This is a genomic window from Pseudomonas sp. BRM28, from assembly GCF_002939405.1.
GTDB classification, from domain to species: domain Bacteria; phylum Pseudomonadota; class Gammaproteobacteria; order Pseudomonadales; family Pseudomonadaceae; genus Aquipseudomonas; species Aquipseudomonas palmensis.
The window spans coordinates 2222195-2242602 of the sequence record NZ_PEFV01000001.1 but is presented as its reverse complement, the minus strand read 5'-3'; the positions used below and the strand labels follow the sequence as shown (position 1 = coordinate 2242602).

18 protein-coding genes are annotated in these 20408 nt (G+C 62.0%); 2 read left to right on the top strand and 16 right to left on the bottom strand.

The window, feature by feature from the left end; all coding sequences use genetic code 11:
* Positions 1-59: 59 nt before the first annotated feature.
* A complete protein-coding gene (locus CR917_RS10745) occupies positions 60-524 on the bottom strand; it encodes a DUF3859 domain-containing protein (protein WP_104572268.1) in 465 nt (154 codons plus the stop codon).
* A 60-nt stretch (positions 525-584) separates the two neighbouring features.
* Positions 585-1589, bottom strand: coding sequence for an amidohydrolase family protein (locus CR917_RS10740; protein ID WP_104572267.1), 1005 nt, complete (start codon positions 1587-1589; stop codon positions 585-587).
* A gap of 113 nt (positions 1590-1702) precedes the next feature.
* Here CR917_RS10740 and CR917_RS10735 point away from each other — a divergent pair, with 113 nt between their 5' ends.
* Positions 1703-2563, top strand: a complete 861-nt coding sequence (locus CR917_RS10735; protein WP_100634692.1) for a pirin family protein — start codon at positions 1703-1705, stop codon at positions 2561-2563.
* A 60-nt stretch (positions 2564-2623) separates the two neighbouring features.
* Here CR917_RS10735 and CR917_RS10730 read toward each other — a convergent pair whose 3' ends face one another.
* From CR917_RS10730 to CR917_RS10715, 4 genes are all read right to left on the bottom strand, one after another.
* Positions 2624-3349, bottom strand: a complete 726-nt coding sequence (locus CR917_RS10730) for a dienelactone hydrolase family protein (RefSeq protein WP_104572266.1) — start codon at positions 3347-3349, stop codon at positions 2624-2626.
* Positions 3350-3405: 56 nt separating this feature from the next.
* Positions 3406-5310: a molecular chaperone HtpG gene (gene htpG, locus CR917_RS10725; RefSeq protein WP_054915672.1), complete on the bottom strand. Its 1905-nt coding sequence runs from the start codon at positions 5308-5310 to the stop codon at positions 3406-3408.
* 109 nt (positions 5311-5419) lie between these two features.
* The gene (locus CR917_RS10720) at positions 5420-5881 is read right to left on the bottom strand and encodes a PaaI family thioesterase (RefSeq protein WP_043863128.1); all 462 of its coding nucleotides are present in this window, start codon (positions 5879-5881) and stop codon (positions 5420-5422) included.
* A complete protein-coding gene (locus CR917_RS10715) occupies positions 5878-6336 on the bottom strand; it encodes a PaaI family thioesterase (protein ID WP_078480455.1) in 459 nt (152 codons plus the stop codon). The genes CR917_RS10720 and CR917_RS10715 overlap by 4 nt, the downstream gene beginning before the upstream one ends.
* A 177-nt stretch (positions 6337-6513) precedes the next feature.
* Here CR917_RS10715 and CR917_RS10710 point away from each other — a divergent pair, with 177 nt between their 5' ends.
* On the top strand, positions 6514-6795 hold the full coding sequence (locus CR917_RS10710; protein ID WP_043863130.1) for a hypothetical protein: 282 nt from the start codon (positions 6514-6516) through the stop codon (positions 6793-6795).
* Positions 6796-6844: 49 nt separating this feature from the next.
* Here CR917_RS10710 and CR917_RS10705 read toward each other — a convergent pair whose 3' ends face one another.
* The 10 genes from CR917_RS10705 to sdhA all read right to left on the bottom strand — a co-directional run bounded on the left by CR917_RS10705 (position 6845) and on the right by sdhA (position 20408).
* Positions 6845-7246 (bottom strand): MAPEG family protein, encoded by a 402-nt coding sequence (locus tag CR917_RS10705; RefSeq protein WP_054915670.1) that lies wholly within the window; start codon positions 7244-7246, stop codon positions 6845-6847.
* On the bottom strand, positions 7243-7983 hold the full coding sequence (locus tag CR917_RS10700) for a DUF599 domain-containing protein (protein WP_054915669.1): 741 nt from the start codon (positions 7981-7983) through the stop codon (positions 7243-7245). The genes CR917_RS10705 and CR917_RS10700 overlap by 4 nt, the downstream gene beginning before the upstream one ends.
* 178 nt (positions 7984-8161) lie before the next feature.
* Positions 8162-9475, bottom strand: coding sequence for a branched-chain amino acid transport system II carrier protein (gene brnQ, locus CR917_RS10695; protein WP_043863133.1), 1314 nt, complete (start codon positions 9473-9475; stop codon positions 8162-8164).
* A gap of 351 nt (positions 9476-9826) precedes the next feature.
* On the bottom strand, positions 9827-10711 hold the full coding sequence (sucD, locus tag CR917_RS10690; RefSeq protein WP_038613108.1) for a succinate--CoA ligase subunit alpha: 885 nt from the start codon (positions 10709-10711) through the stop codon (positions 9827-9829).
* A complete protein-coding gene (gene sucC, locus CR917_RS10685) occupies positions 10711-11877 on the bottom strand; it encodes an ADP-forming succinate--CoA ligase subunit beta (protein ID WP_043863134.1) in 1167 nt (388 codons plus the stop codon). The genes sucD and sucC overlap by 1 nt, the downstream gene beginning before the upstream one ends.
* Positions 11878-12052: 175 nt before the next feature.
* Entirely contained in the window at positions 12053-13489 is a 1437-nt protein-coding gene (lpdA, locus tag CR917_RS10680; RefSeq protein ID WP_043863135.1) for a dihydrolipoyl dehydrogenase, read from the bottom strand.
* Positions 13490-13583: 94 nt separating this feature from the next.
* Positions 13584-14801, bottom strand: coding sequence for a 2-oxoglutarate dehydrogenase complex dihydrolipoyllysine-residue succinyltransferase (gene odhB / locus CR917_RS10675; RefSeq protein WP_043863136.1), 1218 nt, complete (start codon positions 14799-14801; stop codon positions 13584-13586).
* A gap of 42 nt (positions 14802-14843) precedes the next feature.
* Positions 14844-17675: a 2-oxoglutarate dehydrogenase E1 component gene (locus tag CR917_RS10670; protein WP_043863137.1), complete on the bottom strand. Its 2832-nt coding sequence runs from the start codon at positions 17673-17675 to the stop codon at positions 14844-14846.
* A gap of 244 nt (positions 17676-17919) precedes the next feature.
* The gene (locus CR917_RS10665; protein ID WP_043863138.1) at positions 17920-18624 is read right to left on the bottom strand and encodes a succinate dehydrogenase iron-sulfur subunit; all 705 of its coding nucleotides are present in this window, start codon (positions 18622-18624) and stop codon (positions 17920-17922) included.
* 11 nt (positions 18625-18635) lie between these two features.
* Positions 18636-20408, bottom strand: a complete 1773-nt coding sequence (gene sdhA / locus CR917_RS10660) for a succinate dehydrogenase flavoprotein subunit (RefSeq protein WP_043863139.1) — start codon at positions 20406-20408, stop codon at positions 18636-18638.

Here is a 20408-nt window from a genome sequence, read left to right as displayed (position 1 = left end):
GTAAGACGAAAAAGTGATATCAAAACGCCTTGTCATTGCGAGCGCAGGCGGCGCATGCCTCATTGCACGATGAAGCGCTGCTCGGCCAGCAGGCGGTCCCCCTGGAACACCATGAAGTGCCACTGGCCCGGTACCACTTCGTGGTGCTCGGTAAATTCATAGGCCATGACATCCTGCGCGGCCCCCGGTACCAGCTTCTGCACCACCTCGAACTTGTCATGGCGCTGGCCGTCGGGGGTGATCACCCCGGGGGTCAGGTACAGCAGCGTCAGGGGCGTGTCTTCGGCCACCTTGCCTTCAAGGCGATAGCGCAGGCCGAATTTGCTGCCAAGACGGGCCGGCACTCGGTCGGTGTGCTCCAGGGTCTGGCTGGTCTGGGTCAATACCCGTTCACCGGGCTGGAAGTCCTGGTGGCGGGTCTGGAACACGCCGTACTCCACCGGCCCCTGCACCCGCACCTCTGCACCGGCCACCGCACTCACCAGCATCAGCGCGGCCATGGCGCTCAAACGACTCTTCGACATACTGCTCTCCATCAGGTTGATGGCGGCAGGCTATGGGGCTTGCATGACAGGCTGATGACATCAGCGTGACCTGGGCAGTACCGCGAGAAAGTTGTCCTTGGCCACCTTGTGCGCCACGGCCTCGGGCAAGGCATCCAGGAACCGGTCGAACCCGTGCAGTTGCTCGCCCAGGCTGGCGAAGCGGCCGACCACATCGGAACCGAGCATGAAACGCTCGGGGAAGCGCTCCACCAGCGCAACCCATTCGGGCCGTGGCACGCCCTTGTCGTCCAGCAGGTAGGGTTCGAGCACGCTCCACGACAGGTCGATGTACAGGTTCGAATAACGCTCGAGCATGCGCGTCAGGGTCGGCAGCAGAAAGTCCAGCTGGGTCTGGTGGCGGTGAATCTCCATGCTGGTGCCGGCGTGGGCCCAGATGAAACGGGTATCGGGGTGCTCGCGCAGGGGCTGCTCGATCTCTTCCAGGTACAGCGGGTTGCGTTCGCGCTTGGAGGTGATGTTGGAGTGGATCAGCACCGGCATGTCGTGCCTGGCCGCCAGCTGATAGATGAGGCCCAGCGCCTCGTTGTTGGCCCGTGGCGTGTCGCCGCTGGTCAACGCCGTCAGGTCGTCGTGGCGGGTGAAGACTTCGCCGATGCCCTGCCACAGGCCGGGAAACAGCTCGAGCATGCGCTCGATATGGGTGGCCGCGTTCTTGTCCACCGGGTTGAAGCCGGTCAGAAACGGGTGAAAGCGCTGGCGCTGCTGCTCGGGCAACTGTTGCAGCGCCGCTGCCACATAGATGTCGGTGGCGCTGTACCAGTAGGCTGCGGCATCATCGCCGGCGTAGTAGCGCGGGCGCTTGGGCTCGTCTTCATGCCATTTCTTGGCCACCGCCACACCCGAGATCATCGACTGATCGATACGCGCCGCATCCATGGCCTTGAGCAACTCGTCCATGCCGGCGCTTTCCTGAAAGAAATCGACATAATGCAGGTGCGCGTCGCTGTAGCGGTACTCCCGCGCCTGGGCCATGCCCGACAGCGTCACCGACAGCAACAGGCACCCCAGCGTCCTGGCCCACATCGCAATCCCCTTGTGCAATTGACCCAGGGTAGACCTGCCGCCGGGCGCAACGGTTCAGCCCGGGCACCGGGCAGGTTATGCTTCCAATTATTTCCATCGCCCTGGTGCCCCTGATGAACCCTCCCCTGGTAATCCGCCCGCGCGCCGAATCCGTCGAAGGCCAACCCATCCTGCGCCCGCTGCCTTCGGCACGGCGGCGCAGCGTCGGGCCGTTCGTGTTCTTCGATCACATGCTGGCGACCGACTACCCGCCCGGGCGTGGCATGGACATTCGCCAGCACCCGCACATCGGCCTGTCCACCCTCACCTACCTGTTCGAAGGCCAGTTGCAGCACAAGGACAGCCTGGGCTCGGATCAGCGCGTGAGTGCCGGCGAGGTGAGCTGGATGACCGCCGGCAGCGCCGTGGCGCATATCGAGCGCACCCCGCCGGAGCTGCTGGGTCAGCCCAAGCGCCTGCACGGGCTGCAGGTGTGGCTGGCCTCGCCAAAGGATCACGAACAGGGGCCGGGGCACTACAGCCATCACCCGGCGGCCAGCTTGCCGAGCAGCGATGCGCTGGGGGTGAGTATCCGCATGATCGCGGGCACGGGGTTTTGCCTGACCTCGCCAGTGCCGGTGTTGTCAGCGACCCTGTATGCCGAGGTGCGCATGCAGGCGGCGAGCACGCTGCTGATTCCCACCGAACACGCTGAACGGGCAGTTTATGTACTCGACGGTGAGGCGAGCCTTGACGATCAGCCACTGGAGCCATGCAGCCTGGTGGTGCTGCCCGAAGGCGAAGCGATGAGCCTGTACGCCGACAGCGAATGCCACCTGGTGATCATTGGCGGCGACGCACTGGACGGGCCGCGGCGGATGAACTGGAACTTCGTCGCCAGTGACCCGGCGCTGATCGAGCAGGCACGGGCACGCTGGGCGGCCGGGGATTGGCCGGTGGTACCGGGCGAGATCGGGCGAATCGAGTTGCCTTGAGATTCGCCGGCAAGGCCGGCTCCTACAGAGGCAGGAGCGGGCTTGCCAGCGAAGAGGCCATCAGGCCTGGAACACTTCCCGCAGCAGGGTGTGCATCGCCTGGAACGCGCGCTTGGACGTCCTGGCGTCGTACTTCATCTTGCCTGGCACGTTCGCTGCGGGGTCGGTGAACGAATGCACCGCGCCTCCGTAGCTCACCAGCTGCCAGTCAGCCTTGGCCGCATCCATCTCGGCCTCGAAGGCAGGCAGTTGCTCGCGCGGCACGAGCGGGTCGGCTGCACCGTGCAACACCAGCAACGCTGCCGACACCTTGCCCTCCTGGGCCGGCAGCGGCGTGTCCAGCGTACCGTGGAACGACACCGCAGCGCGCAGACGCTGGTCTTCACGGGCCAGCTCCAGTGCGCAGCAACCGCCGAAGCAGAAGCCGAAGGTGGCCAGCTTGCCCGGCGCAAGCACTGCCTTCGATTGCCCCAGCAACTGATCCAGCGCCGACTTCATGCGTTTGCGCAGCTCGACCCGATCATTTTTCAGCGGCATCATCGCCGCTCCCGCTTCATCCATGTTGGATGGGCGCAGCGTCTGCCCATACAGGTCAGCCAGCAGCACCACATAGCCCTGGGCCGCCACCTCCCTGGCAATGCGCTCGGCGCCCTCGCCGATGCCCATCCAGTTCGGCGCCATCACCAGGCCCGGCTGTTCCTTGGCGCCGTGGGTATACACCAGGCGGCTTTCGTACACCTTGCCGTCAAGCTTGTACACCAGCGACTCGATCGTCACGTTGCTCATGAACCCCTCCTTGCACAATGAAAAAAGCCCGCCGAAGCGGGCTTTCCTGCAACTGCTTACGCCGACAGTTCGACCAGCAGCTTGTTCAGTCGACGCACATACGCCGCCGGATCCTTGAGGCTGTCGCCCGCCGCCAGGGCGGCCTGATCGAAGAGGATATGCGAGAAGTCGGCGAAACGGTCTTCGCTCTGCTCGTTGTCCAGCTTCTCGATCAGCGGGTGACCCGGGTTGAATTCGAAGATCGGCTTGGAGTCCGGCACCTTCTGCCCGCTGGCTTCGAGGATCTGGCGCATCTGCAGGCCCATGTCCTGCTCACCGATGGCCAGGATCGCCGGCGAATCGGTCAGGCGGTGCGACACGCGCACTTCGCTGACGGTATCGCCCAGCGCAGCTTTCAGACGCTCGACCAGGCCTTCCTTGTCCTTGGCCACTTCTTCCTGAGCCTTCTTGTCCTCCTCGGAGTCCAGCTTGCCAAGGTCCAGGTCGCCACGGGCCACGTCGACGAAGCCCTTGCCGTCGAACTCGCTCAGGTAGCTCATCAGCCACTCGTCGATGCGGTCGGTCAGCAGCAGCACTTCGATGCCTTTCTTGCGGAAGACTTCCAGGTGCGGGCTGTTGCGTACCTGCGCGTAGGACTCGCCGGTGAGGAAGTAGATCTTGTCCTGACCTTCCTTGGCACGTGCCAGGTAGTCGGCCAGGGACACGCTCTGCTCGCCGCTGTCGTCATGGGTGGAGGCAAAGCGCAGCAGGCCGGCGATCTTCTCCTTGTTGGCGAAGTCTTCCGCCGGGCCTTCCTTGAGCACCTGGCCAAAGTTCTTCCAGAAGCCCTTGTACTGCTCGGGCTCGTTCTTGGCCAGCTTCTCGAGCATGTCCAGCACGCGCTTGGTCAGCGCCGACTTCATCGAATCGATGATCGGGTCTTTCTGCAGAATCTCGCGCGACACGTTCAGCGACAGGTCGTTGGAGTCGACCACACCCTTGATGAAGCGCAGGTACAAGGGCAGGAACGATTCGGCCTGGTCCATCACGAACACGCGCTGCACGTACAGCTTCAGGCCGCGTGGCGCTTCACGCTGGTACAGGTCGAACGGCGCACGGGCCGGCACGTACAGCAGCGAGGTGTACTCCAGCTTGCCTTCGACCTTGTTGTGGCTCCAGGCCAGCGGGTTTTCGAAATCGTGGCCGATGTGCTTGTAGAACTCCTGGTATTCCTCGTCCTTGATCTCGGTACGCGGACGGGTCCACAGCGCGCTGGCACGGTTGACGGTTTCCCACTCCACGGCCGGCTGCTCTTCGCCTTCGGCGGCAGTCGCTTCCTTGGGCAGTTCGATCGGCAGGGCGATATGGTCGGAGTACTTCTTGATGATGTTGCGCAGGCGCCAGCCATCGGCGAATTCGTCTTCACCTTTTTTCAGGTGCAGCACGATGCGCGTACCGCGCTCGGCCTTGTCCACGGTGGCGACTTCGAACTCGCCCTCGCCCTTGGACGACCAGTGCACGCCCTCGCTCGCCGGAGTACCGGCGCGGCGGCTGTAGACATCGACCTGGTCGGCGACGATGAACGCCGAGTAGAAGCCCACACCGAACTGGCCGATCAGGTGCGAGTCTTTCTTCTGGTCACCGGTGAGGTTCTTCATGAAGTCGGCAGTGCCGGACTTGGCGATGGTGCCCAGGTGGGTGATCACGTCATCGCGGTTCATGCCGATGCCGTTGTCTTCCAGGGTGACGGTGTTGGCCGCCTTGTCGAAGCTCACGCGAATCTTCAGGTCGCTGCCGCCCTCGAGCAGCTCGGGCTTGGCCAGGGCTTCGAAGCGCAGTTTGTCGACGGCGTCGGAGGCGTTGGAAATCAATTCGCGAAGGAAGATTTCCTTGTTCGAGTACAGCGAATGGATCATGAGGTGCAGCAGCTGCTTCACCTCGGTCTGGAAGCCCAGGGTTTCTTTTTGAGTTTCCACACTCATGGTCTTCAACACTCCGATCTGATGGCAGTAGTCACTCGGGCCGACGGCCCCCGCGGGGCAGCGTCCGGCCTTTCGTGGCGGGATGAACAGCAGATGGGGGCTGGCATATCTATTTCAAGGGCACGGGCAGTTCTTTGATCTTGAAATGCGCACGGGCCGTGGCGATGGGCTGGTCCGGGTCGCCCTGCCAGGCGGTGATCGCGACGTTGGTCACCCGCCGCCCCTGGCGCCACAGCTGGCACCGCGCATAGGTATCGCGGTACAGGCCGGCGCGCAGGTAATCGATGGAAAAGTCGATGATCCTGGGAATACTCGCGCTTTCGCTGAAAATCAGCAGGTACAGCGCCGCCGACAGTTCCATGAACCCGGCGATCACCCCCCCATGGATCGCCGGCAGCAACGGGTTGCCGATATTGTCGGCACTGGCCGGTAGGCAGAACAGCAGGTCGTCGCCGTCACGGCTGCACTGGATGCCGATCAGGCTGGCGTAGGGGATCAGTTGCAGCAATGGCGCGTAGTTGCCCTGGGCATGCGCCTGGCGCAGCTGTGCATGCACGTCCGCGGGAATCATTGCGCTACCGCCTTGAGCTGCCGGCCAAAGCCCAGGCCGCCCTTGATGTCCTTGCCCAGGCGCATGTAGGTGCCCACCACCTGGGCAATCGGCTCGCCGGGGTCGTCCTGGTAGGCGCAGCCGCGGATGAAGATCACATCGCGGGTGACCCGGTAGCACTGCGCCTGCCCATACACGGCCTTGTCGGCCTGCCCCGGGTGCATGTAGTCGATGCGCAGGTCCAGGGTCGGGCACACCTCGAACTCGGCCAGGGCGCACAGGGTGGCCATGCCCAGCGCAGTGTCCATCAGCGTGGTGATTGCACCGCCATGGATCGCACCGCTCTGCGGGTTACCCACGATCTGCGGCGAGTACGGCAGGCACAGCGTGATGCCGTCGGCATCGGCGCGCTCTACGCGCATCTTCAACAACTGGCAATGGCGCAGCGCCGAAAGAAAACGTTCGGCCTGGGCCATCAACGGTGACGGTTCATTCACGGTCAGCTCCTTGTGCAATAACTCAGGTGCTGCATAAGCCTGAGGGAAAGTCTATATGGATCCGGCACTTATATATGTGCAAACGACGCGGAACTTATGTCGCTTACTTGAACTCAGATAATTCAAGCAACTCTATTCCACAAGGAGAAACACCCCATGCGTAAACCCATTGCCTTTGCCGTTATGCTGGCCGCCGCCCTGGGCCTCGCTGCTTGCGATAAAGCCAGCGAAAACAAAGCCCAGGACGCTCAAGAACATGCCGAGCAAGCCCAGAAGAAAATGGACGACGCTCAGGATAAGATGAACGACGCCGCCAAAGAAAACGCCGAAGCCGCCAAAGACAGTGCTGAAGCCGAACAAAAGCGTGCAGAAGAAAACAACCAGGCCGCTCCTGTGACGCCAGCACCAGAAGCCGCCCCGGCAGAACCTGCCAAGTAAGCAACTGCGCTTTAATGAAAAAACCCGACTCAGGTCGGTTTTTTTCATGTCAGGCCAGAAGTTGGCGAAAGGTCGGGCTGAGCATCAGCAACAATGAACAGATCAGCCCGATCGACCAGACCAGGCTGCGCTGCCACGCAAAGTCATACCAATACAGCGGCAGGTAGATGATCCGCGCGATCACGAAGATGATCGCCAGGGTATCGATCAGAAAACCCTGGGTCTGGGTGGTGTGCGCCATCAATACACCTACGGCGAACAACATGAATGCTTCGAAACTGTTCTGGTGCGCCGCCACCGCCCGGGCGCCCATGCCGGTCAGTTGCGCCTGCTGGCTGCGCGGCAGGTGGTTGTCGTAGCTGCCCTGTTGCTTCATCGCACGCGCCACCGGCACCCGCGCCACATAGATCAGCAGTGCGCTGATCAACACACACCAGAACGGAATACTCATGCGACCGGTTCCTTGTTCGGCTCAGGCAATGGCGCCTCTGTAGGGGTATAGACCATCACGTCGAGCACGTCGGAATGAAACTCGCGGCGGTACAGCACCAGTACTACCCCGGTGCTCATCAGCACCAGCAGCCAGGGGCTGATGAACCAGCTGAGCAAGGCCATGCCGAAATAGTACGAGCGCAGCCCGAAGTTGAACTGGTTGGCCGCCAGCGAGATCACCCGCGCCCCGCGCAGAGCGAAGGCTTTGCGCTCCTGCTCGCTGACCTGACGCTCGCCGATCATCGGTGCCGAGCCCACCAGCACGGCGGCGAAGTTGTACTGGCGCATGCACCAGCTGAAGGTGAAGAAGGCGTACACGAACACCATCGCCAGGCATAACAGTTTGATTTCGGACATGCCCTGGGATGTCTGCTGTACCAGAGGCAGGTCGGCCAGCAGCGACCAGGCGCGGTCCGAGGCGCCCAGCACGGTGAGGATACCGGCCAGGATGATCAGGGTGCTGGAGGCGAAGAACGATGCGTTGCGCTCCAGGTTGCCGATCACGCTGGCGTCGGCGATGCGGTTGTCGCGCAGCAGCATGCGGCGCATCCAGTCCTCGCGGTACAGGTGCATGACGCTGGCCAGGCAGGCGGTATCACGGGCCTTCCAGCTGGCGTAGCGGGTGTAGCCGCCCCAGCAGGCAACGAACCAGCAGGCGGCAAACAGGTTGATCAGGTTGTTCTGGATGAAGCTCATGGCGCTCCCGAAGAAATGGCACAGGATGGTGCATTGTCCGCCTTTCGACGCTGCCAGCGGCAAAAAGACACGTGGCCCCGAGACGAAAAAGCCCCGCATCCGAATGGATGCGGGGCTCTTCAGAGGCTGGCCCGGCAGGCGATCATGGCTTGTGGCCCTCGCCTGCCGCGGCCGACACTCAGGCGACCGCTTCGCGCGGCTTGCCGAGCATGCGGTCAAGCACCACGGCAACAGCCAGCATCGCCACCGAAGGCACCAGCCAGGCCAGGCCCTGCTCGCTCAGCGGCAGGTGCGCCAGCGACTCCGGCAGCCAGCCAGCGAGGTTGGCGCCCTTGAGCGCGTCGATCACGCCGAACAGCAGCGACACCGCCATGACCGGGGCCATGATGCGGGTCTGGGAGTTCCACAGGTTGCCGCAGAAACTCAGCGCCACCAGCACGATGCAGGGCGGGTAGATTGCCGTCAGCACCGGGATCGAGAACGCGATCAGCTTGGTCAGGCCCAGGTTCGACACCACCAGCGAGAAGCCGGCCAGCAGCACCACCAGCATACGGTACGACAACGGCAGTACCTGGCTGAAGTACTCGGCGCAGGCGCAGGTCAGGCCCACGGCGGTGACCAGGCAGGCCAGCGCGATCAGTACAGCCAGGAAGCCACTGCCCAGCGAACCGAAAGTGTGCTGTACATAGGCATGCAGCACCGCCGCGCCATTGCTCGCACCGGCGGCGATCTCGTGGCTGCCCGCACCCAGGCGGAACAGGCTGATGTACACCAGCGCCAGGCCGACACCGGCAATCAGGCCGGCGATGATGGCATAGCGGGTGATCAGTTGCGGCGAGTCGACGCCACGCGAGCGGATCGCGTTGACGATGACGATACCGAACACCAGCGCGCCCAGGGTATCCATGGTCAGGTAGCCATTGATGAAGCCCTGGGAGAACGGCGCGGCGACATATTCAGGTTGCGCCACCCCCATGGTGCCGGCCGGCAGCATGAACGCGGCGATGCCCAGCGCGGCCAGCGCGATGATCTTCAGCGGGGCCAGGAAGCGCCCGACGGTATCGAGCAGCTTGCCCGGGTACATGGACACGGCCAGCACCACGGCAAAGTACACCAGGCTATAGATGAACAACGCGGTCGGGCTCTCGCCGGTCAGCGGTGCAACACCTACCTCGAAGGACACGGTCGCGGTACGCGGGGTGGCGAACAGCGGGCCTACGGCCAGGTACGCGGCAGCCGCCAGCAGGCCACCGGCCACCTTGCCGATCGGGCTGCTCAGCGCGTCCATGCCGCCACCGACCTTGGCCAGTGCCACCACGGTGATCACGGGCAGGCCCACGGCAGTGACCAGAAAGCCCAGGGCGGCCAACCAGACGTAGGGGCCCGATTGCAGGCCGACGATAGGCGGGAAAATGATGTTGCCTGCGCCCACGAATAACGCGAACGTCATAAAACCAAGCGCCAGGATGTCCTGGCCTTTCAAGACTTTCATTAAGGAAATACCACACTTCTGAAATCGGGATTTAGAGAGGGACTTCCCCTTGGGTGAGGGAAATGCTGCCTGCCCGGATGGAGCAGACCCGTTTAGCGTGTAGCTCCCTTTTGGGGTGCTGGCACAAAATGAGGGCACAGGTTAACGAATCTGGCCGCAAAACGCACTGCCAGAGGGGTGCTTGTCCGATGAGCGAATATGCATGTCGCGTGGATGACCGACTTTTATGCAAGAACGCGCTGTCTGCTTCGCCGGCAAGGCCGGCCCCTACAGGGGGCAGCGTTGTACACCAGAAAGCACAAAGGCCACCCGAGGGTGGCCTTTGCCGAAGCGTGGAAGGTCAGCCGCAGCTTACTTCTTCACTTCCCAACCGGTCAGCTCGGCCAGGGCCTTGCCGATGTCGGCCAGCGAACGCACGGTTTTTACACCGGCGTCCTGCAGGGCTGCGAACTTCTCGTCTGCAGTACCCTTGCCGCCCGAAATGATGGCGCCAGCATGGCCCATGCGCTTGCCCGCTGGGGCAGTCACACCGGCGATGTAGGAAACCACTGGCTTGGTGACGTTTGCCTTGATGTAGGCAGCCGCTTCTTCTTCAGCCGAACCGCCGATCTCGCCGATCATCACGATCGCCTCGGTCTTCGGGTCTTCCTGGAACAGCTTCAGGATGTCGATGAAGTTCGAACCCGGGATCGGGTCGCCACCGATACCGACGCAGGTGGACTGACCGAAACCGGCGTCAGTGGTCTGCTTCACGGCTTCATAGGTCAGGGTGCCGGAACGCGACACGATACCGACCTTGCCTGGCAAGTGGATGTGACCTGGCATGATGCCGATCTTGCACTCGCCCGGGGTGATGACGCCTGGGCAGTTAGGGCCGATCAGGGTAACACCCAGCTCGTCGCACTTGACCTTGGCATCGAGCATGTCCAGGGTAGGAATGCCTTCGGTGATGCACACGATCAGCTTGATGCCGCCGAACGCTGCTTCCAGGATCGAGTCCTTGCAGAAAGGAGCCGGTACGTAGATGACCGACGCGTCGGCGCCGGTAGCAGCTACTGCTTCTTTCACGGTGTTGAACACCGGCAGGCCCAGGTGAGTGGTGCCGCCTTTGCCTGGGGTCACGCCGCCAACCATCTTGGTGCCGTAGGCGATGGCTTGCTCGGAGTGGAAGGTACCCTGCGAGCCGGTGAAGCCCTGGCAGATGACTTTGGTGTCTTTATTGATCAGGACGCTCATTACTTGCCCTCCGCAGCTTTGACAACTTGTTGAGCAGCGTCGGTCAGGCTGGTTGCCGCAATGATGTTCAAACCGCTTTCTGCCAGTACTTTGGCGCCCAGTTCAGCGTTGTTGCCTTCCAGACGAACAACAACCGGCACTTTAACGCCAACTTCTTTCACTGCACCGATGATGCCTTCGGCAATCATGTCGCAACGAACGATGCCGCCGAAGATGTTGACCAGTACGGCCGCGACATTGCTGTCGGACAGGATGATCTTGAACGCTTCGGTCACGCGCTCTTTGGTAGCGCCACCACCTACGTCGAGGAAGTTGGCTGGCTTGCCGCCGTGCAGGTTGACGATGTCCATGGTACCCATGGCCAGGCCGGCACCGTTGACCATGCAGCCGATGTTGCCTTCCAGGGCCACGTAGTTCAGCTCGAAGCTGGCAGCGTGGGCTTCACGAGGATCGTCCTGCGACGGGTCGTGGAAGGTTTTCAGCTTGGGCTGACGGTACATGGCGTTGGCGTCGATGTTGATCTTGGCATCGAGGCAGTGCAGATCGCCGTCGGCCTTGATCACCAGCGGGTTCACTTCCAGCAGTGCCAGGTCGTGCTCTTTGAACAGCTTGGCCAGACCGACGAAGATCTTGGCGAACTGAGCAACCTGCTTGCCTTCCAGACCCAGCTGGAATGCCAGCTCGCGACCCTGGAATGGCTGAGCGCCAACCAGTGGATCGATAGTGGCCTTGATGATTTTTTCCGGAGTGTCGTGAGCGACTTTCTCGATGTCCACGCCACCTTCGGTGGAGGCCATGAACACGATACGACGGCTCGAACGGTCAACGACAGCGCCCAGGTACAGCTCTTTAGCGATATCAGTGCACGATTCAACCAGGATCTTGGTGACTGGCTGACCATTGGCATCGGTCTGGTAGGTAACCAGACGCTTGCCCAACCACTGGGCAGCGAACGCCTTGGCGTCTTCTTTGCTGCGAACCAGCTTTACGCCGCCCGCTTTACCGCGACCACCGGCGTGAACCTGGGCTTTTACAACCCACTCGGTGCCACCGATCTTGTCGCAGGCTTCTGCTGCAGCTTCAGGGGTGTCGACTGCGAAACCCTTGGAAACTGGCAGGCCGTATTCAGCGAACAGCTGCTTACCCTGATACTCGTGAAGATTCATGCTTTTTACCGTCTTCGTTAGGTACTGCGCTTCGGCGCTGCGCTCCTGTGGAGTGCCGCGCCACCTGTGACCGCTTGCCCCCGGTATGCTCCGGGAGTTCGAGTCCGGCGGACTTTCCGCGGTGAGCCATGCACGCAAGACTCACGACGGGCCGTCCGCCGTGGTTTCTTATTGTTTAACGCTTCTTGCGGTTGGCTACGTGGATGGCACCGCCATTCACGGCCAGAGCGGCTTCGTGCAGCGCTTCAGACAAGGTCGGATGGGAGAAGACCATCATGCCCAGGTCTTCGGCGCTGGAGCCGAATTCCATTGCGATTGCACCCTGCTGCACCAGTTCGGCAGCGCTTGGGCCAATGACGTGTACACCCAGAACGCGGTCGGTCTTGGCATCGGCGATGACCTTGACGAAACCACCGGTGTCGTTGGCCGCCATCGCACGGCCGCTGGCCGCGAACGGGAAGGTGCCCACGTTAACCTCAACGCCTTCAGCCTTCAAGGCTTGCTCGGTTTTACCGACCCAGGCCATTTCCGGGTGGGTGTAGATAACCGATGGGATAAGGTCGTAGTTCATCTGGGCCTTGTGGCCCTTGATGCGCTCGACGACCATGATGCCCTCTTCCGAGGCCTTGTGCGCCAGCATCATGCCACGTACCACGTCACCGATGGCGTAGACGCCCGGTACGCTGGTAGCGCAGTAGTCGTCAACGAACACGAAACCGCGCTCGTCGATGGTCACGCCGCTGTCGGCAGCCAGCAGGTCGGTGGTCACAGGGCGACGGCCGACTGCAACGATCAGCCTGTCGAAGGTGATCTTCTGCTCGCCGTTGGCGTCGGTGTAGGTCACTTCGACTTCGTCGCCGTTGACCTTCGAGCCGGTCACGCGAGCGCCCAGCTTGATGTCCAGACCTTGCTTGGTCAGGGTCTTCAGGCCTTCCTTGGCAACAGCGGTGTCGGCTGCCATCAGGAAGGTGTCCAGGGCTTCGAGCACGGTCACCTGGGCACCCAGGCGCGACCATACCGAACCCAGCTCCAGGCCGATGACGCCGGCGCCGATCACGCCCAGACGTTTTGGCACGGTCTGGAATTCCAGGGCGCCGGTGGAGTCGACGATGACTTTCTGGTCGACCGGAGCCGGCGGAATGTCGATCGGACGCGAACCGGAGGCCAGGATCACGTTTTCGGCTTCGATGATTTCGGTGCTGCCGTCAGGCTTGGTGACTTCGACTTTCTTGCCGGCCAGCAGTTTGCCGTGGCCCTGGATCGAAGTGACGCCGTTGGCCTTGAACAGGGTGGCAACGCCGCCGGTCAGGTTCTTGACGATGCCAGCCTTGCGACCAACCATCGCAGCCACGTCCATCTTCACTTCGCCAGTGGAGATGCCGTGCACGTTGAAGCTCTCTTTGGCTTCCTTGTACTTCCAGGAGCTGTCCAGCAGCGCCTTGGACGGAATGCAACCCACGTTCAGGCAGGTACCGCCGAGGGCCAGTTTGCCTTCGCCGTCAACGTACTTCTCGATACAGGCAGTGCTCAGGCCGAGCTGGGCAGCCTTGATCGCGGCTACATAGCCGCCAGGACCTGCACCAATCACTACCACGTCGAATTTCTGGGTCATAAAAGATTCCTTTTAGCGTCAAGCGGCAAGCTGCAGGCGGCAAGGCGAACACGCTTCTGCTCGAAGCTTGTCGCTTGCAGCCTGCAGCTGTTTATCAGATGTCCAGCAGCAGACGAGCCGGGTCTTCCAGCAGGTTCTTGATGGTCACCAGGAACGTCACGGCTTCTTTGCCATCGATCAGGCGGTGATCGTAGGACAGTGCCAGGTACATCATCGGACGGATCACGACCTGGCCGTTGACGGCCATCGGACGCTGGATGATGTTGTGCATGCCCAGGATTGCAGCCTGCGGCGGGTTGACGATCGGGGTCGACATCATCGAACCGAAGGTACCACCGTTGGTGATGGTGAAGGTACCGCCGGTCATCTCGTCGATCGACAGTTTGCCGTCACGGGCCTTCTTGCCGAAGGTGGCGATGCCGCCTTCGATTTCGGCCAGGCTCATCTGCTCGGCGTTACGCAGTACCGGTACCACCAGGCCGCGGTCGCTGGACACGGCAACACCGATGTCGGCGTAGCCGTGGTAGACGATGTCGCTGCCGTCGATCGAGGCGTTGACGGCCGGGAAGCGTTTCAGCGCTTCGGTGGCAGCCTTGACGAAGAACGACATGAAGCCCAGGCGCACGCCGTTGTGGGACTTCTCGAACAGGTCCTTGTACTTCGAACGCAGTGCCATGACTTCGGTCATGTCGACTTCGTTGAAGGTGGTCAGCATCGCCATGTTCGACTGTGCTTCGACCAGACGCTTGGCCACGGTGGCACGCACGCGGGTCATCGGCACACGCTTCTCGGTACGGTCGCCAGTGGCGACAACCGGGGCAGCGGCAGCAGCGGCCGGCTTGGCAGCAGCGGCAGCCGGAGCGGCCTTCTTGTTGGCGACGGCAGCGACGACGTCTTCCTTGGTGATGCGACCGCCTTTACCGGTGCCAGCGACGCTGGCCAGGTCGATGGCGTTTTCTTCGGCCAGCTTGCGTGCGGCAGGCGCAGCAATCGGGTCGTCTTCGCCAGCGTCGGCCGCAGCAGCAGCCTGGGCAGGTGCGGCGGCAGCGGCGGCCGGAGCAGCAGCTGGTGCAGCGCCTTCATTGATCGAACCCAGCACTTCGTCGGACAGCACGGTCTCGCCTTCGCCCTTGACGATGTCGCCCAGCACGCCATCGGCGGTGGCCAGCACTTCCAGGACGACCTTGTCGGTCTCGATGTCGACGATCAGCTCGTCACGCTTGACGGCTTCGCCCGGTTTCTTGTGCCAGGTGGCAACGGTGCCATCGGCAACCGATTCCGGGAAAGTAGGGGCTTTGATCTCGATAGCCATTATCAGTGGTTCCTTAAATTCGGTTTCTGGTGCGCGATGGCATTAAACGGTGAAGGCAGCTTGCAGCAGTTTTTCCTGCTGTTCGGCGTGCATCGAAGCGTAACCACAGGCAGGTGCTGCCGAGGCGTCACGACCGGCGTACTCAAGGACCAGGTCCTTGTTGTGACGGCTCAGGATGCGACGCATGTGGTGCTGGCTGCTGTACCACGCGCCCTGGTTCATCGGCTCTTCCTGACACCACACCACGTCCTTCAGACCGGTGTAAGGCGCAAGGATTTCAACCAGATCGTCTTCAGGGAACGGATACAGTTGCTCGATACGCACGATAGCGATGTCTTCACGACCTTCGGCACGGCGTTTTTCCAGCAGATCGTAGTAGACCTTGCCGCTGCACAGCACCAGGCGCGTCACCTTGGCCGGATCGAGGCTGTCGATTTCCGGAATGACGGTCTGGAACGAGCCTTCGGCCAGTTCTTCCAGGGTCGAGATGGCCAGCTTGTGGCGCAGCAGCGACTTGGGTGTCAGCACGATCAGCGGCTTGCGCAGCGGACGGATGACCTGACGACGCAGCAGGTGGTAGATCTGAGCCGGCGTGGTCGGTACGCAGACCTGAACGTTGTGCTCGGCACACAGTTGCAGGTAACGCTCCAGACGCGCCGAGGAGTGCTCAGGCCCCTGCCCTTCATAACCGTGTGGCAGCAGCATGGTCAGACCGCACAGACGGCCCCACTTGTGCTCGCCGCTGGTGATGAACTGGTCGACAACCACCTGGGCACCGTTGGCGAAGTCGCCGAACTGGGCTTCCCAGATCACCAGCGCATTGGGCTGGGTGGTCGAGTAGCCGTATTCGAACGCCAGTACCGCCTCTTCGGACAGGAACGAATCGTACAGGTCGAAACGTGGCTGGCCCGGGAACAGGTTCTGCAGCGGGATATAGGTGCTGGCGTCCTTCTGGTTGTGCAACACCGCATGGCGGTGAGAGAAGGTGCCGCGACCGATATCCTGACCCGTCATGCGGATCGGGTGACCTTCGAAGGCCAGGGTGGCGTACGCCATGGTTTCGGCGTAACCCCAGTTGATCGGCAAGCCACCGGCCTGCATCTTCTGGCGATCTTCGTAGATCTTCGAGACCTGGCGCTGAACCACGAAGCCTTCCGGCAGCTCCAGCAACTTGGCCGAGAGCTCCTGCAGGGTCTTGAGGTCGAAGCGGGTGTCGTGACGCGCGGTCCAGGCGTGGCCCAGATATGGACGCCAGTCGACGAACAGCTCCTTGTTCGGCTCCTTGACCAGGCTTTTCACAACATGCAGGCCGTTGTCCAGCGCATTGCGGTACTCGTCGACCTTGGCCTGGACGCGCTCGGCATCCAGACGACCGGCCTGGGTCAGCGCATCGGCGTACAGCTCACGGGTGGTGCGCTGCTTGCTGATCTGCTGGTACATCAGCGGCTGGGTGCCGTTCGGCTCGTCGGCCTCGTTGTGGCCGCGACGACGGTAGCAGACCAGGTCGATGACCACGTCACGCTTGAACTGCATGCGGTAGTCGACCGCCAGCTGGGTCACGAACAGCACCGCTTCCGGATCGTCGCCGTTGACGTGCAGGATCGGCGCCTGGATCATCTTGGCGACGTCGGTGCAGTACTCGGTGGAACGCGAGTCCAGCGGGTTGCTGATGGTGAAACCAACCTGGTTGTTGATCACGATGTGCACGGTGCCGCCGGTCTTGAAACCGCGGGTCTGCGACATCTGGAAGGTTTCCATGACCACGCCCTGGCCAGCGAAGGCCGCGTCGCCGTGGATCGAGATCGGCAGTACCTTGTCGCCAACGCTGTCGTTGCGGCGGTCCTGACGGGCACGCACCGAACCTTCCACCACTGGCGAGACGATTTCCAGGTGCGAAGGGTTGAACGCCATGGCCAGGTGAACTTCACCGCCGGCGGTCATCACGTTGGACGAGAAGCCCTGGTGATACTTCACGTCACCGGAACCCAGCTCGACCTTCTTCTTGCCTTCGAACTCGTCGAACAGCTCGCGCGGGTTCTTGCCGAAGGTGTTGACCAGAACGTTCAGGCGACCACGGTGGGCCATGCCGATCACGACTTCCTTGGTACCGTAGGAACCGGAGCGCTGGATCAGCTCGTCCAGCATCGGAATCAGGCTTTCGCCGCCTTCCAGGCCGAAACGTTTGGTGCCCGGGTATTTGGTACCCAGGTATTTCTCCAGGCCTTCTGCCGCGGTAACGCGCTCGAGCAGGTGGCTCTGGATGTCTGCGGAAAATTCAGGACGCCCACGCACGCTCTCCAGACGCTGCTGGAACCAGCTGCGCTGCTCGGAGTCGACGATGTGGGTGAACTCGGCGCCGATGGTGCGGCAATATGTCTGCTGCAACGCCTCGAAGATTTCGCGTAGGCTCGCTTCCTCTTTGCCGATGAACAGGTCGCCGGCACGGAAGGTCGTATCAAGATCGGCATTGGTCAAGCCGTAATGATTGATCGACAGGTCTACTGGCGCAGGGCGCTGCCACAACCCCAGGGGGTCGAGCTTCGCGGCTTGGTGGCCGCGCATACGGTAGGCCTGGATCAGTCGCAGCACTTCAACCTGCTTCTTCTCGTGTTCACTGCTCACGCTACCGGCGGAAACCGGTTGGGCGCGGCGCTGGTTCTTTGCCAGCAGTACGAAATGGTCGCGGATCGTCGAGTGCGATACATCGGTGGCAGTGCTGCCTTCGGCGGGCAACTTCTGAAAGTAAGTGCGCCACTCTTCTGGCACAGCGTTAGGGTCGTGCAGGTAGAGCTCGTAGAGCTCTTCCACATAGGCAGCGTTACCACCTGAAAGGTGGGCGCTGTTCCACATGCGCTGCATCACGCTTTCTTGCATGCTTGGTCACCCTCGGTTAGGGGCCTCGATCGGCAAGAACCACAGCAAGCTGAGTTGAGTCCGTATGCAGCGACTGAACCAAGCCACCGAGAGTTCCGCAGATTTACCGGGTACCAGCCCGGACGCCCCTGCTGGTCTCATATCTTCATAGGTAAAAGCTCGGGCTTTTGGCCTTTGCTCAAGTTGCACCTCGGTGCGGGCAAGGGCCCGCACTTCGGTGTGCTACGGGTACAACACTTTTGAATCAGGTGCCGCTTTGCAGCAGCATGTTACGTACGTGGCCGATTGCCTTGGTCGGGTTCAGACCTTTGGGGCAAACGTTTACGCAGTTCATGATCCCGCGGCAGCGGAATACGCTGAACGGGTCATCCAGGGACGCCAGGCGCTCCTGGGTCTTGGTGTCACGGCTATCGGCCAGGAAGCGATAAGCTTGAAGCAGAGCGGCCGGACCCAGGAACTTGTCCGGGTTCCACCAGAACGACGGGCAGGAAGTCGAGCAGCAAGCGCACAGGATGCACTCGTACAGACCGTCCAGCTTCTCGCGTTCTTCCGGGGACTGCAGGCGTTCGATCGCCGGCGCCGGGGTATCGTTCTGCAGGAACGGCTTCACCTTCTCGTACTGCTTGTAGAAGATGCTCATATCAACGACCAGGTCACGGATGACCGGCAGGCCGGGCAGCGGACGCACGACCAGCTTGTTCTTCTTCACCACCGCCGACAGCGGGGTGATGCAGGCCAGGCCGTTCTTGCCGTTGATGTTCATGCCATCGGAACCGCACACGCCTTCGCGGCACGAACGACGATAGGAGAAACCTTCGTCCTGTTCCTTGATCAGTGCCAGCACATCCAGAACCATCAGGTCCTTGCCGCCGGTATCGACTTCGAACACCTGGGTCTTAGGTGCCGAGTCGGTGTCGGGGTTGTAGCGATAAACTTCGACTTTCAACATAGTGGCCACCCTTAGTAAGTCCGGACTTTAGGCTCGAACGTCGGAACGGTTTTCGGCGAGAAGTTGACTGCACGCTTGGCAACCCGCTTTTCACCCGGGAAGTACAGGGTGTGGCACAGCCAGTTTTCGTCGTCACGGTCTTCGAAGTCTTCACGGGCATGGGCACCGCGGGACTCTTTGCGCACTTCAGCAGCGATTGCAGTGGCTTCAGCGACTTCCAGCAGGTTCTGCAGCTCCAGCGCTTCGATACGCGCGGTGTTGAAGGCCTGGGACTTGTCGTTGATCTTGACGTTGGCGATACGCTCGCGCAGGCCAGCCAGCTGTTCGATACCCTTCTGCATGTATTCGCCGGTGCGGAACACGCCGAAGTAGTTCTGCATGCAGCTTTGCAGCTCGCGACGCAGGGTTGCCACGTCTTCGCCGTCGGTACGCTCGTTGAGCTTGTTCAGACGGTTCAGCGCGACTTCCACGTCGGTGTCGCTGGCGTCGCGGTATTCGATACCGTCGCTCAGGGCCTTTTCCAGGTGCAGGCCGGCCGCACGGCCGAACACCACCAGGTCGAGCAGCGAGTTGCCGCCCAGGCGGTTGGCGCCGTGAACCGATACGCAAGCCACTTCACCGACCGCGAACAGCCCTTCGATGATGGTGTCTTCGCCGTCGGCGTTCTGCGAGATCGCCTGGCCATGAATGTTGGTGGCAACGCCGCCCATCATGTAGTGGCAGGTTGGAACGACGGGTACGGGTGCAACGACCGGGTCGACGTGCGCGAAGGTCTTGGACAGCTCGCAGATGCCTGGCAGGCGGCTGTGCAGCACTTCCTCGCCCAGGTGGTCGAGCTTGAGCATCACGTGGTCGCCGTTCGGGCCACAGCCGTTGCCGGCGATGATCTCTTTGACCATGGAGCGGGCCACAACGTCGCGACCGGCGAGGTCCTTGGCGTTTGGCGCGTAGCGCTCCATGAAACGCTCGCCGTGCTTGTTGATCAAGTAACCACCTTCACCACGGCAGCCTTCGGTAACCAGTACACCTGCGCCGGCGATGCCGGTCGGGTGGAACTGCCACATCTCGATGTCCTGCACCGGCACGCCGGCACGCAGGGCCATGCCGATACCGTCGCCGGTATTGATCAGGGCGTTGGTGGTGGAGGCGTAGATACGCCCTGCACCGCCGGTGGCCAGTACGGTGGCCTTGGCGCGAATGTAGACGGTCTCGCCGGTTTCGATGCAGATCGCGATCACGCCGACGAAGGCGCCGTCCTGGTTCTTGACCAGGTCAACCGCGTACCACTCGTTGAGGAAGGTGGTGCCGGCTTTCAGGTTGCCCTGATAGAGGGTGTGCAGCAGCGCGTGACCGGTACGGTCGGAAGCGGCGCAGGTACGGGCGGCCTGGCCACCTTTACCGTAGTCCTTGGACTGGCCGCCGAACGGACGCTGGTAGATACGGCCGGTTTCGGTACGCGAGAACGGCAGACCCATGTGGTCCAGCTCGAACACCGCAGCCGGGCCTTCCTGACACATGTATTCGATAGCGTCCTGGTCACCGATGTAGTCGGAACCCTTGACGGTATCGTACATGTGCCAGCGCCAGTCATCGTTCGGGTCGGCCGAAGCGATGGCGCAGGTGATGCCACCCTGGGCCGATACGGTGTGCGAACGGGTCGGGAACACCTTGGTGATCACGGCGGTCTTGTGGCCGCCTTGAGCCAGCTGCAGCGCAGCGCGCATGCCGGCACCGCCACCACCAATGATGATGGCGTCGAAGGAAATCGTTGGAATGTTAGCCAT

Excerpts from the sequence above, each read along its gene's own strand:
- CR917_RS10745 (WP_104572268.1), bottom strand. The coding sequence starts at position 524 with ATGTCGAAGAGTCGTTTGAGCGCCATGGCCGCGCTGATGCTGGTGAGT.
- CR917_RS10740 (WP_104572267.1), bottom strand. The coding sequence starts at position 1,589 with ATGTGGGCCAGGACGCTGGGGTGCCTGTTGCTGTCGGTGACGCTGTCG.
- CR917_RS10735 (WP_100634692.1), top strand. The coding sequence starts at position 1,703 with ATGAACCCTCCCCTGGTAATCCGCCCGCGCGCCGAATCCGTCGAAGGC.
- CR917_RS10730 (WP_104572266.1), bottom strand. The coding sequence starts at position 3,349 with ATGAGCAACGTGACGATCGAGTCGCTGGTGTACAAGCTTGACGGCAAG.
- htpG (WP_054915672.1), bottom strand. The coding sequence starts at position 5,310 with ATGAGTGTGGAAACTCAAAAAGAAACCCTGGGCTTCCAGACCGAGGTG.
- CR917_RS10720 (WP_043863128.1), bottom strand. The coding sequence starts at position 5,881 with ATGATTCCCGCGGACGTGCATGCACAGCTGCGCCAGGCGCATGCCCAG.
- CR917_RS10715 (WP_078480455.1), bottom strand. The coding sequence starts at position 6,336 with ATGGCCCAGGCCGAACGTTTTCTTTCGGCGCTGCGCCATTGCCAGTTG.
- CR917_RS10710 (WP_043863130.1), top strand. The coding sequence starts at position 6,514 with ATGCGTAAACCCATTGCCTTTGCCGTTATGCTGGCCGCCGCCCTGGGC.
- CR917_RS10705 (WP_054915670.1), bottom strand. The coding sequence starts at position 7,246 with ATGAGTATTCCGTTCTGGTGTGTGTTGATCAGCGCACTGCTGATCTAT.
- CR917_RS10700 (WP_054915669.1), bottom strand. The coding sequence starts at position 7,983 with ATGAGCTTCATCCAGAACAACCTGATCAACCTGTTTGCCGCCTGCTGG.
- brnQ (WP_043863133.1), bottom strand. The coding sequence starts at position 9,475 with ATGAAAGTCTTGAAAGGCCAGGACATCCTGGCGCTTGGTTTTATGACG.
- sucD (WP_038613108.1), bottom strand. The coding sequence starts at position 10,711 with ATGAGCGTCCTGATCAATAAAGACACCAAAGTCATCTGCCAGGGCTTC.
- sucC (WP_043863134.1), bottom strand. The coding sequence starts at position 11,877 with ATGAATCTTCACGAGTATCAGGGTAAGCAGCTGTTCGCTGAATACGGC.
- lpdA (WP_043863135.1), bottom strand. The coding sequence starts at position 13,489 with ATGACCCAGAAATTCGACGTGGTAGTGATTGGTGCAGGTCCTGGCGGC.
- odhB (WP_043863136.1), bottom strand. The coding sequence starts at position 14,801 with ATGGCTATCGAGATCAAAGCCCCTACTTTCCCGGAATCGGTTGCCGAT.
- CR917_RS10670 (WP_043863137.1), bottom strand. The coding sequence starts at position 17,675 with ATGCAAGAAAGCGTGATGCAGCGCATGTGGAACAGCGCCCACCTTTCA.
- CR917_RS10665 (WP_043863138.1), bottom strand. The coding sequence starts at position 18,624 with ATGTTGAAAGTCGAAGTTTATCGCTACAACCCCGACACCGACTCGGCA.
- sdhA (WP_043863139.1), bottom strand. The coding sequence starts at position 20,408 with ATGGCTAACATTCCAACGATTTCCTTCGACGCCATCATCATTGGTGGT.